At 67.7% G+C, this 13,067-nt stretch carries 8 protein-coding genes; 7 read left to right on the top strand and 1 reads right to left on the bottom strand.

What is annotated here, in order from left to right:
- Window positions 1-11: 11 nt before the first annotated feature.
- Window positions 12-1,466 (bottom strand): phospholipase D-like domain-containing protein, encoded by a 1,455-nt coding sequence (locus tag GGC47_RS16540; RefSeq protein WP_142020737.1) that lies wholly within the window; start codon window positions 1,464-1,466, stop codon window positions 12-14.
- Window positions 1,467-1,623: 157 nt separating this feature from the next.
- Between GGC47_RS16540 and GGC47_RS16535 the strand changes: the two genes are divergently transcribed.
- The 7 genes from GGC47_RS16535 to GGC47_RS16505 all read left to right on the top strand — a co-directional run bounded on the left by GGC47_RS16535 (window position 1,624) and on the right by GGC47_RS16505 (window position 13,050).
- Complete coding sequence (locus GGC47_RS16535; RefSeq protein ID WP_142020738.1) at window positions 1,624-3,366, top strand: ABC transporter ATP-binding protein; 1,743 nt, start codon at window positions 1,624-1,626, stop codon at window positions 3,364-3,366.
- Window positions 3,367-3,635: 269 nt separating this feature from the next.
- Window positions 3,636-4,517: an ImuA family protein gene (locus tag GGC47_RS16530; RefSeq protein WP_210245584.1), complete on the top strand. Its 882-nt coding sequence runs from the start codon at window positions 3,636-3,638 to the stop codon at window positions 4,515-4,517.
- On the top strand, window positions 4,423-5,967 hold the full coding sequence (locus GGC47_RS16525; protein WP_142020739.1) for a Y-family DNA polymerase: 1,545 nt from the start codon (window positions 4,423-4,425) through the stop codon (window positions 5,965-5,967). Before GGC47_RS16530 ends, GGC47_RS16525 begins: the two co-directional genes overlap by 95 nt.
- Window positions 5,964-9,380: an error-prone DNA polymerase gene (locus tag GGC47_RS16520; RefSeq protein ID WP_429068527.1), complete on the top strand. Its 3,417-nt coding sequence runs from the start codon at window positions 5,964-5,966 to the stop codon at window positions 9,378-9,380. The genes GGC47_RS16525 and GGC47_RS16520 overlap by 4 nt, the downstream gene beginning before the upstream one ends.
- Window positions 9,381-9,692: 312 nt before the next feature.
- Window positions 9,693-10,502: a phosphoadenylyl-sulfate reductase gene (locus tag GGC47_RS16515; RefSeq protein WP_142021052.1), complete on the top strand. Its 810-nt coding sequence runs from the start codon at window positions 9,693-9,695 to the stop codon at window positions 10,500-10,502.
- The gene (cysD, locus tag GGC47_RS16510) at window positions 10,499-11,401 is read left to right on the top strand and encodes a sulfate adenylyltransferase subunit CysD (RefSeq protein ID WP_112761913.1); all 903 of its coding nucleotides are present in this window, start codon (window positions 10,499-10,501) and stop codon (window positions 11,399-11,401) included. The genes GGC47_RS16515 and cysD overlap by 4 nt, the downstream gene beginning before the upstream one ends.
- The gene (locus tag GGC47_RS16505) at window positions 11,401-13,050 is read left to right on the top strand and encodes a GTP-binding protein (protein WP_429068526.1); all 1,650 of its coding nucleotides are present in this window, start codon (window positions 11,401-11,403) and stop codon (window positions 13,048-13,050) included. Before cysD ends, GGC47_RS16505 begins: the two co-directional genes overlap by 1 nt.
- The last annotated feature ends 17 nt before the right edge of the window (window positions 13,051-13,067 follow it).

Here is a 13,067-nt window from a genome sequence, read left to right as displayed (position 1 = left end):
TCACCGTTTCGTCAGAGATAGGGCGAGCCGAGCCAGATCACCCGGTCCATCAGACGTACGAGATAGGGCCGCGCACGCAGGCCGGCAAGCGTGACCTTGCCGGCCTTGGCGATCACGGCGTCGATCCGGGCCTCGATCCCGCGTGCGAAGCCGGGATCGAGAACCTCCACGTCGATCTCGAAATTCAGCCGGAGCGAGCGCGGGTCGAGATTGGAGGAGCCGACATAGGCCCAGCTTCCGTCGATGGCGAAGAGCTTGGAATGGTCGAAGGGGCCGGTTGCGCGCCAGATCCGGCAGTAGTTCTTGAGGATCTGGTCGAACTGCGCCGTCATCGCCCGGTCGACCAGCACGAGGTTGTTGACCGAGGGCACGACGATGTCGATGTCGACGCCGCGCCGCGCCGCCGTCACCAGGGCGCTGATCAGTTCCTGGTCGGGCAGGAAATAGGGCGACATGATCCTGACCGAGCGGCGCGCCACCGAGAGCGCACCGATCAGCAGCTTGTGATTGGTCTCGAGGAACGAGTCGGGGCCGGAGGGCACGGCGCGCATCAGCACCGGCCGCTCGACGGGTGCCGGCGCCTGCATCGCCCAGTCCGCGCCGGTCAGCGCCTCACCGGTGGCGAAGCGCCAATCCTCGGCCGCCACGGCGAAGAGGTCGGCGACGACCGGCCCGGTGATGCGGAAATGCGTGTCATGGGCCGAGGCCTCGCCCGCGAATTCCGTCGTGAAGCCCTGCCGGATGTTCATTCCGCCCATGAAGGCGGTCGCGCCGTCCACGACGATGATCTTCCGATGGGTGCGCAGATTGGCATAGGGCAACCGCAAGCCCATGATGATGTTGCCGTTGAACACGGCGACGGTGACGCCGCCGCTGCGCAGGGGGCCGACGATGCTGGGCACCGAGTAACGGGCGCCGACCGAGTCGATCAGCACGCGGACGGAGACACCGCGTCTCGAGGCCGCGATCAGCGCATCGGCGATCCTCAGGCCCAGCGGGTCGCGGTCGAAGATGTAGGTCTCCAGGATCACGCTGCGCTGCGCCGCTGCGATGGCGGCGAGCATGGCGGCATAGGCCTCGTCCCCGGTGTGCAGCGTCTCGATCTGGTTGCCCTTGGTCAGCGGATGGCGCGCGACGCGGTCGCCCAGCGTCTTCAGCGCCGCGAAGCGCTGGCCGAAGACCTCGCCGACCTCGTCATGGCTGATATGGAAGCGTCGGGTGGAATCCGCGGCGGCGCCGGGCCCGGGGCGTTGCGAGAGGATCGTGGCGCGGCGGATGCGGTTGACGCCGGCGACGGCATAGAGGAGCGGGCCGACGATCGGCGACAGGATGATGACGCCCGCCCAGCCGATGGCGGCGCGCACCTCGTCCTTGGTCATCACCGCATGCGCGGCGGCCACGGCCGCCATCACCACGGAAATGACGGCGAGGATGTGCGGCCAGTAGGTCGAGAGAATCTGCCACATGAGGCGAAGCTAGAGCATGGCGAAGGAAAGTGGCACCGCGCCGTTGGGAAACGGGGTCATCGGAGCATCGGGGCGGACTCCCGGCATCGGTCGCGGGATATCGGGGCTGTTGCCGTGAAGCTGACGCAAAACGGCTCCGATCTGCTATGAGCGCGCCATGCTGAGAGAGTTCTTCGCCTATTATCGCCCGCACCGGACGCTGTTCCTGGTCGATTTCGGCTGCGCCGTGCTGTCCGGCCTGCTCGAGCTCGGCTTCCCGATGGCGATGAAGGCCTTCGTCGATCTCCTGCTGCCGCGCGGCGACTGGCCGCTGATCCTGCTCGCGGGCGTCCTGCTGCTCGCGATCTATGGGCTCAACACCGGGCTGATGGCGATCGTGACCTATTGGGGCCACCGGCTCGGCATCAATATCGAGACGGAGATGCGCCGGCGCGCCTTCGACCATCTGCAGAAGCTCTCCTTCCGTTTCTACGACGACCAGAAGACCGGCCATCTCGTCGCCCGCGTCACCAAGGATCTGGAGGAGATCGGCGAGGTCGCCCATCACGGGCCGGAGGATCTGTTCATCGCGGTGATGACCTTCGTCGGCGCCTTCCTGCTGATGCTCTCGGTCCATGTCCATCTGGCGCTGATCACGGCGCTGATCGTGCCGCTCGCCGGCTTCATCGTCGCCCGCTATGGCGGCCGCATGACCACCAACTGGCAGGCGCAATATGGCCGCGTCGGCGCCTTCAACGCCCGGCTGGAGGAGAATATCGGCGGCATGCGCGTGGTCCAGGCCTTCGCCAACGAGGCCCATGAGCGCGCGCTCTTCGCCGGCGACAACCAGCGCTATCGCTCGACCAAGCTCGAAGCCTATCGCATCATGGCGGCGAGCCAGGCGCTGAACTATCTCGGCATGCGCCTGGTCCAGCTCGCGGTCATGCTGGCCGGCACCTGGTATGTCGTGCAGGGCAGCCTCAGCATCGGCGGCTTCGTCGGCTTCCTCTTGCTGGTCGGCGTCTTCTACCGCCCGCTCGACAAGATCGCGGCGGTGATCGAGACCTATCCGAAGGGCATAGCCGGCTTCCGCCGCTACCAGGAACTGCTCGCGACCGAGCCCGATATCGCCGATGCGCCCGATGCGGTCGAGGCGCCGCCGCTCAAGGGGACCATCCGTTTCGAGGGCGTGCGCTTCGGCTATGCCAAGGACAGGCCGATCCTGTCCCATATCGACCTCGCGATCCGGGCCGGCGAGACGGTTGCCTTCGTCGGCCCTTCGGGAGCGGGCAAGACGACATTGCTCTCGCTGCTGCCGCGCTTCTACGAGGTCGATGCCGGCCGCATCACCGTCGATCGTCTCGACCTCCGCGAGCTGACGCTCGCCTCGCTGCGCCGCCAGATCGGCATCGTCCAGCAGGATGTCTTCCTCTTCGCCGGCACCATCCGCGAGAACATCGCCTATGGCCGGCTCGGCGCCTCGGAAGCGGAGATCGTCGAGGCCGCCCGCCGGGCGCGGCTCGACCGAATGATCGCCGATCTTCCGGCGGGGCTGGACACTGTGATCGGCGAGCGCGGCGTCAAGCTCTCCGGCGGCCAGAAGCAGCGCCTCGCCATCGCCCGCATCTTCCTTAAGAACCCGCCGATCCTGATCCTCGACGAAGCTACCTCCGCTCTCGACACCGAGACCGAGAAGGCGATCCAGCAATCGCTGACCGAGCTGGCGCAGGGGCGCACGACGCTGGTCATCGCCCACCGCCTCGCCACCATCCGTCATGCCGACCGCATCGTGGTGGTGACGCCGGCCGGCATCGCCGAGCAGGGCCGCCACGAGGATCTCATCCGCGCCGGCGGGCCTTACCAGGCGCTGCACGAGGCGCAGACGCTGACCTGGCAGGCGGCGGGTACGGCGGCGGAGTAGCTGGCCAAAGAACCGGATGGTTATCCCGGACAAGCCGCGAAGCGGCGCCGATCCGGGATCCATGCCGGAGCGCTTCCGAGTGAGGTTCTGGCATGGATCCCGGATCTGCGCTTCGCTCGTCCGGGATGACAGCGGATATGGGACGAAGCCGAAAACTTTTCTGTGCCACCCGCTGTCAGCGGTCCACTACCGAAACGGGAGACTCGACTCGCCTTCCACCGCGCGACGTTCTATAAAAGAACAAAGAGTGAACAATTGCTTTGTCGCCCATGCAGAACGCCATCTCGCCAGCCTTGTCCGATCTGCGCCGCAGCCTCGCCGAGGCGGCCTTGCGATCGGGGCCGGCTGCGGCGGGCAAGGTGAGCCTCGGCGCCACGGAGATCGATGCGGCCCTGTCCGGCGGGCTCGAACGGGCAGCGCTGCATGAAGTCTACGCCGCCGGCACCGCCGATCTCGCTGCCGCCACGGGCTTTGCGCTCGGGCTGGCTCTGCGGGCGGCGCAAGGGGAGGCGGGAGACGACGCTGCGCGGCCGATCCTCTGGGTGCGGCAGGATTTCGTTGATGCCGAGACCGGCCGTTTGCATGCGCCGGGGCTGAACGAACTCGGCCTCGATCCCGCCCGGCTTCTGCTGGTGCGGGCACGCGACGCCCTGGGCGTGTTGCGGGCCGGCGCCGAGGGAGCGCGCTGTCCGGCGCTCGGCGCCGTGCTGATCGAGCCCTGGGGCGAGCCGCGCGCCTTCGACCTGACCGCGAGCCGGCGGCTTGCGCTCGCGGCCGAGGGTTCCGGCGTGGCGACCCTGCTCCTGCGCGTCGCGGCGGCGGAAGCGCCGAGCGCGGCGCGGACGCGCTGGCAGGTCGTGCCGCTGGCCTCGCGGGCGCTGGAGGCGAATGCGCCGGGCGCCCCGGCCTTCGCCTTGAGGTTGCTGCGCCATCGCGGCGGCGTGCGCGGCGATGCGGCAGAGCGTGAGTGGCGTGTGGAGTGGAACCGTGACCGATGCGCTTTCGAGAACCGAACCGTCTTTGACCGATCCGACAGGCTCATCCCCCGCAGGAACGATGTCCCGCCGCTATCTCGCCCTCTGGTTTCCCTATCTGGCGACGGACAGGCTGCGGCGGCTGGGCCGGATTCCGGCCTTCGGCGCGCCGGCTGAGAAGCCCCATGTCCTCGTCGAGATGCAGGGCAACGCCTTGCGCCTCGCCGATTGCGACCGGCGCGCCGTCCGCCTCGGCCTGACGCGGGCCATGACGCTGGCCGATGCCCGCGCCCGCATTCCCGATCTCGTCGCGCTGGAAGCCGAACCGCAGGCGGATCGGGCCTTCCTCGATGAGGTCGCCACCTTCTGCGACCGCTTCACCCCGCTGGTTGCGCGCGACGAGCCGCACGGCCTCACGCTCGACGTCACCGGCTGCGCCCATCTCTTCGGCGGCGAGGCGGGGATGCTCGATCTCGTGTGGCAGGTGATGGATCGATCGGGCTTGAGCCTGCAAGCCGCCATCGCCGGCACGCCCGAGGCCGCACGCGCCTGTTCCCGCTTCGGACCGCGCGGCATCATCCCACCGGGACGGGACGAAGCGGTGCTGCGCCTGCTGCCGGTCGCCGCGCTGGAGGCGGAGCCCGAGACCGTGATCGCTCTTTCCCGAGCCGGGCTGAAGACCCTGGCCGATGTCGCCGCGCGCCCCTCGGAAACCCTCTCCGCCCGCTTCGGCGAGGCGCTGGCGGTGAAGCTCCGGCGCATCCTCGGCCATGAGGATCGCCGCATCACCCCCTTGCGTCCACCGCCGGACTGCGTGGTCGAGCGTCATTTCCCCGAACCCTTCGCCGATACGGCGAGCCTCGAGGCAGTGGTCGTCCGGCTGATCGGGGAGGCGGCGCGGGTGCTGGAGGCGCGCGGTGAAGGCGGGCGCGCCTTCGAGCTCGGCTTCTTCCGCAGCGACGGCACGGTTCGCCGCCTCGTCATCGAGACCGGCCGGCCCTCGCGCGACGCCAAGGCTTTGTTGCGGCTCTATCGCGAGCGCATCGAGACCCTGGCCGACCCGCTCGATCCCGGCTTCGGTTTCGATGCCATCAAACTCGCCGTGCCGGTCTGCGAGCCGCTCAACACGCAGCAGCACAGCCTCGACGGCCGCGCGGTGGAGGAGGAGGCGGTGGCCGATCTCGTCGACCGGCTCGTCACCCGCTTCGGTCGCGACCGGGTGCTGCGCTTCGCGGCGCAGGACACCCATCACCCCGTCCGCGCGGCAAAGGCGCTCTCGGCCGCTGCGCCCATGCCGGAAGCGGCCTGGCCCGCACCCGAGCCGCAGGAGCCCCCGGCCCGCCCGCTCCAGCTCTTCGAGCCGCCCCAACCCGTCGAGGCGATCGCGGAAGTGCCGGATGGACCGCCGATCCGTTTCCGCTGGCGGCGCCTCATCCACGACGTCGCTCGCGCCGAAGGCCCGGAGCGGATCGCGCCCGAATGGTGGCGCGACGGTTCGGACGAACCGATGCGCGATTATTACCGCGTCGAGGATGCGCAAGGGCGTCGCTTCTGGCTTTACCGCACCGGATTCTACGAGGCCGAGAGCGCGCCGCCGCGCTGGTTCCTGCACGGGCTCTTCGCATGAATCAGTCTGTCAGCCCTTTCGCCGAACCTGTTGCGGCGACAAATTTTTCCTTCCTGCGCGGTGCCTCGCCGGGGCCGAACATGGTGCTGACGGCGCTGCTGCTCGGATATGCCGGCATCGGCATCGCCGACCGCAACACGGTGGCGGGCGTCGTGCGCGCCTGGGCGGCGTTGAGGCAGTTGCGCGAGGATGGCTTGCCGGCGCCCGAGAAAATCCGCGAAGGCGGCAGCCCCGGCGAATATGTCTGGATCGAGAACCCGGATTTCTCAGACCTGCCCATCAAGCCCGAGGAGATGAAGGCGCTGGCGGAGCGCTTCAAGCTCGCGACCGGCACCCGTCTCGTCTTCGCCGACGGCACGCCCGACATCGTCATCTACCCGGCCAATCGCGAAGGCTGGGGCCGGCTCTGCCGTTTGCTCAGCCACGGCAATCGCAAGGACGGCGTGAAGAAGGGCGAATGCCACCTCGTCCTCGACGATCTCCTGAACGATGCCCGCGACCTGCTGCTGATCCTGATGCCGGGCCGCAGGCTCGATGGGCTCCCTGAAGTGCTCGCCCGGCTCGACGAGGCCGCGCCCGGCGCGGTCTGGCTTGCTGCCAGCATGCACCGGCGCGGCGACGATCGCCGCCGCCTCGCGCGGCTCAAGGCCATCGCTGCCGCGACCCGCACCCCGCTGATCGCGAGCAATGACGCGCTCTACGATTCCATCGCGCAGCGCGATCTGCAGGACGTGCTCACCTGCATCCGCGAGGGCGTCACCATCGAGCGGGCCGGGCGGTTGCTCGAATCCAATGCCGAGCGCCATCTCAAGCTGCCGCAGGAAATGGCCCGTCTTTTCAGGGATGCGCCCGAGGCTATCGCCGAGACGCAAACCCTGTTCTCCCGCATCGAATTCGATCTCGGCCAGCTCAAATACGAATACCCCGACGAGCCGATCCCGCCCGGCTGGAAGGATCAGGACTGGCTGGTGGAACTGGTCCGCCGCTGCTGCCTGATCCGCTATCCCGACGGCGTTTCGGACAAGGTTCAGGGCCTGCTGGCGAAGGAACTCGCCCTCATCGAGAAGCTCGAATATGCCCGCTATTTCCTGACGATTCGCCAGATCGTCGAGTTCGCCGACAGCAAAGGCATTCTCTGCCAAGGTCGCGGCTCGGCCGCCAATTCCGCCGTCTGTTATGTGCTCGGCATCACCGCTGTCGACCCGGACGAGAACGACGTGCTGTTCGAGCGCTTCATCTCCACCGAGCGTCGCGAACCGCCCGACATCGACGTCGATTTCGAGCACGAGCGGCGCGAGGAGGTGATCCAGTGGATTTATGAGAAATACGGCCGCCACCGCGCCGGCATCGCCGCGACCGTGATCCATTACCGGCCGCGCAGCGCCATTCGCGAGGCCGGCAAGGTGCTGGGCCTGACCGAGGACGTCACCGCCCGCATCGCCGATACGAACTGGGGGAGCTGGGGCAGCGAGATCGGCGATGCCCGCGTCCGTCAGGCCGGGCTCGATCCGACCAATCCGACGATCCGCCGAGCCGTAGACTTCGCCACCCGGCTCTTGGGCTATCCGCGCCATCTCTCGCAGCATGTCGGCGGCTTCGTGCTGTCGCGCGGGCGCCTCGACGAGACCGTGCCGATCGGCAATGCCGCGATGGCGGACCGCACCTTCATCGAATGGGACCGCGACGACATCGACGCGTTGCAATTGATGAAGGTCGATGTGCTGGCGCTGGGCATGCTGACCTGCATCCGCAAGACCTTCGATCTGATCGCAGCCAATGGCGGAAAATCCTATCAGCTCGCCGATTTCACCGACGGCGACAAAGCAACCTACGACATGCTCTGCGAGGGCAAGTCGCTGGGCGTCTTCCAGGTCGAAAGCCGCGCGCAGATGAACATGCTGCCGCGGCTCAAGCCGCGGAAATTCTACGATCTCGTCATCCAGGTCGCGATCGTCCGGCCCGGCCCGATCCAGGGCAATATGGTGCATCCCTATCTGAAACGGCGGGCGAAGATCGAGGAGGTGACCTATCCGGCTCCCTCGCCGGAACATGGAGACAAAAATGAACTCTATGAGGTTCTGAAAAAGACCGAAGGCGTTCCGCTCTTTCAGGAACAGGCGATGCGGCTCGCCATGGTTGCCGCGAAATTCTCCGACATCGAAGCCAACGGCCTGCGCAAGGCGATGGCCACCTTCCGCAATGCCGGCACCATCGGCAATTACGAGACGATGATGGTCGAGCGCATGGTCGCGCGTGGTTATGAGCGCGATTTCGCCCAGCGCTGTTTCGAGCAGATCAAGGGCTTCGGCAGCTACGGTTTTCCGGAGAGCCATGCCGCCTCCTTCGCCAAGCTGGTCTACATCTCCTCCTTCCTGAAGAAGCACTACCCGGCGGCTTTCGCTGCCGCGCTGCTGAATTCCCAGCCGATGGGCTTCTATGCGCCGGCCCAGATCGTGCGGGAGGCGGAGGAGAACGGCGGCGTCGAACCACGGCCGGCCGATGTCAATTCCAGCTTTTTGGACAACAGCTTGGAAGCCGTTTCGGAATCGAGCTCTTACCATGGCTGGCTGGGTCAGGAGAGCAAAAGGGACCCCTTCGCCCTGCGTCTGGGCTTCCGTCAGATCGACGGCTTCAAGGATGAATGGGGCAAGGCCATTGCGGAGGCGCGGGAAGCGGGCGGCCCCTACCGCGACGTCGAGGAACTGATGCGCCGGGCCGGCCTTCCCGCCCGCGCCATGCGCCTGCTCGCCGATGCCGATGCCTTTCGCTCGCTCGGCCTCGACCGGCGCGAGGCGCTCTGGGCCGTGCGTCGCCTGCCGGATGATGCGGCGCTGCCGCTCTTCCAGGCCGCGCAAGCCCGCGAACTGGGACAGGAGCGGGCGATGGCGCTGCCGAGCATGCCGCTTGCCGAGCATATCGTCGCCGACTACCAGACCGTCCGGCTCTCGCTGAAGGGCCATCCGATGCAGTTGTTGCGCCCGCGCTTCCAACGCGAGGGCATCCTGAGCTGCGCGCAGACCGAGGGGAAGCCGGACGCCGCCTTCGCCTGCACGGCCGGCATCGTGCTGGTGCGCCAGCGCCCCGGCAACGGCAAGGCCATCTTCGTCACGCTGGAGGACGAGACCGGCATCACCAATGTCGTGATCTGGGCGCGGTTGTTCGAGCGCTTCCGCCGCGAGGTGATGGGCGCGCGATTGATGCTGGTCGAGGGCCGGGTGCAGAAGAGCGTCGAGGGCGTCACCCATCTCATGGCCCAGCGCATCGCCGACCGCTCGGCCGATCTCCTGTCGCTCTCGGACACGCATCGCGCCGAGGTTCCGATGCCGATCGACGAATTGAAGAATCCGCCGCTGCCGCGCCATCGCCACCCGCGCAATGTCCGCATCCTGCCGAAATCGCGGGATTTCCACTGAGAGGCAGGCGGTTCAGCCTCCGCGCCGGTCATCCCGGGCGAGCGCAGCGAGACCCGGGATCCATGCCGGAACCTCTATCGGAACCGCTCCGGCATGGATCCCGGATCGGCGCGACTTCGTCGCTCGTCCGGGATGACGGCGAGGAGGCGGCGGCGGCAGAGCCTCCCTCCGATAATGCCTAGCAACGTCCGCTAAAACAAACTTCTCCAATGGAAGTGAAATAAGAAAAAACACGCTACCTGCCGTAAATTGAACCTTTGGGCTCATGGGTATAAATCCAGCGTTCGATTTACCGAACAGATGGCCAGAACGATGGCGGCAAGCCCCGGCCCGGACGAAACCTCGACAAGCCCGCAGCCAACCGCGGTGCTGGCGGCCCGCGCGGCCGCGCTCGATGCGGCGTTCGGCATGGCGGACGTTCCCGAGCGCCTCTCCGGCATCGTCGCGCAAGCCGCCGGCCCCGTCGTCTTCACCACCTCCTTCGGCCTCGAAGATCAGGTGCTGACCCATTTCATCGCGACCGCGAAGCTCCCCGTCATCTTCGCCACGCTCGATACCGGCCGGCTCTTTCCGGAGGTCTACGCCCTCTGGCAGGAGACGGAGGAGCGCTATGGCATCCTGATCCGCCCCTATTATCCGCGCCATGACGCGGTCGAGCTCTATGTTCGCCAGAATGGCATCAACGGCTTCTACGGCTCGCGCGACGCCCGCAAATCCTGCTGCGACATCCGCAAGGTGGAGCCGCTCGGCCGGGCTCTGGCCGGGGCCGATACCTGGCTGACCGGCCTGCGCGCCGACCAGTCAGCCGCGCGCGGCGGCGTCAAGCTGGCGGAGGCCGATGCGGCGCGCGGCCTCGTCAAGGCGAGCCCGCTGATCGACTGGTCGCGCGAGCGCACGCTCGCCTTCGCCGAGGCGAATGACGTGCCGATCAACCCGCTGCACGCGCAGGGCTTCGTCTCGATCGGCTGCCAGCCCTGCACCCGCGCCATCCGGCCCGGCGAGCCCGAGCGGGCCGGGCGCTGGTGGTGGGAGGACGACGCCGCCAAGGAATGCGGCCTGCATGTCGGATCGGACGGAAAGCTGGCGCGAGCCAAAATCGCGCCGGCGGAGGCTCACGCATGATCCAGCTCAGCCATCTCCAGAAGCTCGAGGCGGAAGCCATCTTCATCATCCGCGAGGTGGTGGCGACATCGGACAAGCCGGTGCTGCTCTATTCGATCGGCAAGGATTCCGCCGTCCTGCTGCATCTGGCGATGAAGGCGTTCTACCCGGCCAAGCCGCCGTTCCCGCTGCTCCATGTCGATACGACCTGGAAGTTCCGCGACATGATCGCCTTCCGCGACGAGACGGCGGCGCGGCTGGGGCTCGATCTCATCGTCCACATCAACCAGGAGGGCGTGAGAGCCGGAATCAGCCCCTTCGCCTCGGGCTCGCGCGTCCATACCGACGTGATGAAGACGCAAGGACTGAAGCAGGCGCTCGACCTCCACAAGTTCGATGCGGCCTTCGGCGGCGCGCGCCGCGACGAGGAGAAGAGCCGGGCCAAGGAACGCGTCTTCTCACTGCGCAGCCCGGAGCATCGCTGGGACCCGAAGAACCAGCGCCCCGAGCCCTGGCAGCTCTTCAATACCCGCAAGCATCGCGGCGAGAGCTTTCGCGTGTTTCCGCTCTCGAACTGGACCGAGCGCGATGTCTGGGACTACATCGCGCTCGAGAACATCCCGGTCGTGCCGCTCTATTTTGCCGCGCCGCGCCCGGTCGTCCGGCGCGACGGCGCCTGGATCATGCGCGACGACGAGCGCATGGAGCTTCTCCCCGGCGAGGTCGTCGAGACCCGCATGGTCCGCTTCCGCACGCTCGGTTGCTACCCGCTGACCGGCGCTGTCGAGAGCGAGGCGGCCAGCCTCACCGACATCATCGCCGAGATGCGCTCGTCGCGATCCTCCGAGCGGCAGGGCCGCGTCATCGACCATGACGGCTCGGGCTCGATGGAGCAGAAGAAGCAGGAAGGCTATTTCTGATGAGCTTCGCCATCGCCAGGAATCTGGCCAAGAAGAACAAGGCACTGAGGCCGGCTCAGAACCTTCTCCCCGCCAATGATACGCCCAGCGCCTCCGAAACCGGCCAGCATTCGCTGCTGCGCTTCATCACCTGCGGCTCGGTCGATGACGGCAAGTCGACGCTGATCGGCCGTGTGCTCTACGAGGCCGGCGCGGTCTTCGACGACCAGCTCAGCGCGCTCGACAGCGATTCCCGCAAATTCGGCACGCAAGGCGCGGCGCCCGATTTCGCGCTTCTCGTCGATGGGCTTTCGGCCGAGCGCGAGCAGGGCATCACCATCGATGTCGCCTATCGCTATTTCGCGACCGACAGGCGCAGCTTCATCGTCGCCGACACGCCCGGCCACGAGCAATACACCCGCAACATGGCGACCGGCGCCTCGACAGCCGACCTCGCCATCATCCTGATCGATGCACGCAAGGGCCTGCTGCCGCAGACCCGCCGCCATTCCTTCATCGTCTCATTGGTCGGCGTGCGCCATGTCGTGGTCGCGATCAACAAGATGGACCTCGTCGGCTATGACGAGGCGGTCTTCGAGCAGATCGCCGCCGATTACCGCGCGGCGGTGCAAAACCTCGGCTTCGCCTCGATCCGCTTCATTCCGGTCTCGGCGCGTGACGGCGAGAACGTCATGCGGCCCTCCACCCTGATGCCCTGGTATGACGGCCCGGCGCTGCTGCCCTATCTCGAAAGCGTCGCGATCGCGCCCTCCGCACCGCGCGACGAGGGCTTCGTGCTGCCGGTGCAATGGGTCAACCGCCCGGATCTCGACTTCCGCGGCTATGCCGGCACGCCCGTCACCGGCCGAGCCCGCGTCGGCGATCCGGTCGTGGCGCTGCCGTCCGGCCGCACGAGCCGCATCGCGCGATTGATCGGCGCGGCCGGCGAGGCCAGCCAGATCGCCGCCGGCCAGGCCGCGACGGTGACACTGGAAGACGACATCGACATTTCGCGCGGCGACGTGATCGCTGCCGCGGGTTCGACGCTGCCGGTGAGCCGCGGGCTGAAGGCGCGTCTGCTCTGGACCGGCGAGCGCGCCATGCTCGAAGGCGGGCAGTTCCTCGTGAAGCTCGCGACGCAGAGCGCCAACGCCACGGTCGAGGCGCTGCATCACAGCATCGACATCGAGGGCTTCCAGCCCCTGCCGGCGCAGAGCCTGCGCATGAACGGCATCGGCCTCGTCACGCTCCGGCTCGACCGGCCGCTGGTCTCGCTGCCCTATGCGCGCAGCCATGAGCTCGGCGGCTTCATCCTGATCGACCGCATCAGCAACGAGACGGTCGCCTTCGGCTTCGTCGAGCCGGGCGAGGGCGAGGCCCGGCAGGCGGTGGGCGAGGGCGGGGCGCTGGCACGGGCGCAGCGCGGCGTCCTTCGCATCGTCGGCCGGAAGGGCACGCCCGACCGCAGGGCCTGGCTCGCGGCGGTGAGCTGGCGCGTTCTCAGTACGGCGGGGTTGTTCGTCGCGGCCTTTGCGCTGACGGCGAATGTGCCTGTCTCTCTGGCGCTCGCCTTCGGCGACATCCTGCTGCGACCGGGCCTGCGGGCGCTGCATATGCGGCTCTGGCGGAAGGTGCCGACCGGGACCTTGCAGGACGGGGCAGGGATCTGAGGAGCGGCGCCAGCGGC

The sequence above is a fragment of the Allobosea sp. OAE752 genome, from assembly GCF_050433265.1.
Classification (GTDB): Bacteria; Pseudomonadota; Alphaproteobacteria; order Rhizobiales; family Beijerinckiaceae; genus Allobosea; species Allobosea spartocytisi.
Note: the sequence above shows the minus strand (reverse complement) of the source record. Positions and strands in the feature narration are given on the sequence as shown.

Coding starts and splice junctions, on each gene's coding strand:
- GGC47_RS16535 (WP_142020738.1), top strand. CDS start 1,624: ATGCTGAGAGAGTTCTTCGCCTATTATCGCCCGCACCGGACGCTGTTC.
- GGC47_RS16530 (WP_210245584.1), top strand. CDS start 3,636: ATGCAGAACGCCATCTCGCCAGCCTTGTCCGATCTGCGCCGCAGCCTC.
- GGC47_RS16525 (WP_142020739.1), top strand. CDS start 4,423: ATGTCCCGCCGCTATCTCGCCCTCTGGTTTCCCTATCTGGCGACGGAC.
- GGC47_RS16540 (WP_142020737.1), bottom strand. CDS start 1,466: ATGTGGCAGATTCTCTCGACCTACTGGCCGCACATCCTCGCCGTCATT.
- cysD (WP_112761913.1), top strand. CDS start 10,499: ATGATCCAGCTCAGCCATCTCCAGAAGCTCGAGGCGGAAGCCATCTTC.
- GGC47_RS16505 (WP_429068526.1), top strand. CDS start 11,401: ATGAGCTTCGCCATCGCCAGGAATCTGGCCAAGAAGAACAAGGCACTG.
- GGC47_RS16520 (WP_429068527.1), top strand. CDS start 5,964: ATGAATCAGTCTGTCAGCCCTTTCGCCGAACCTGTTGCGGCGACAAAT.
- GGC47_RS16515 (WP_142021052.1), top strand. CDS start 9,693: ATGGCGGCAAGCCCCGGCCCGGACGAAACCTCGACAAGCCCGCAGCCA.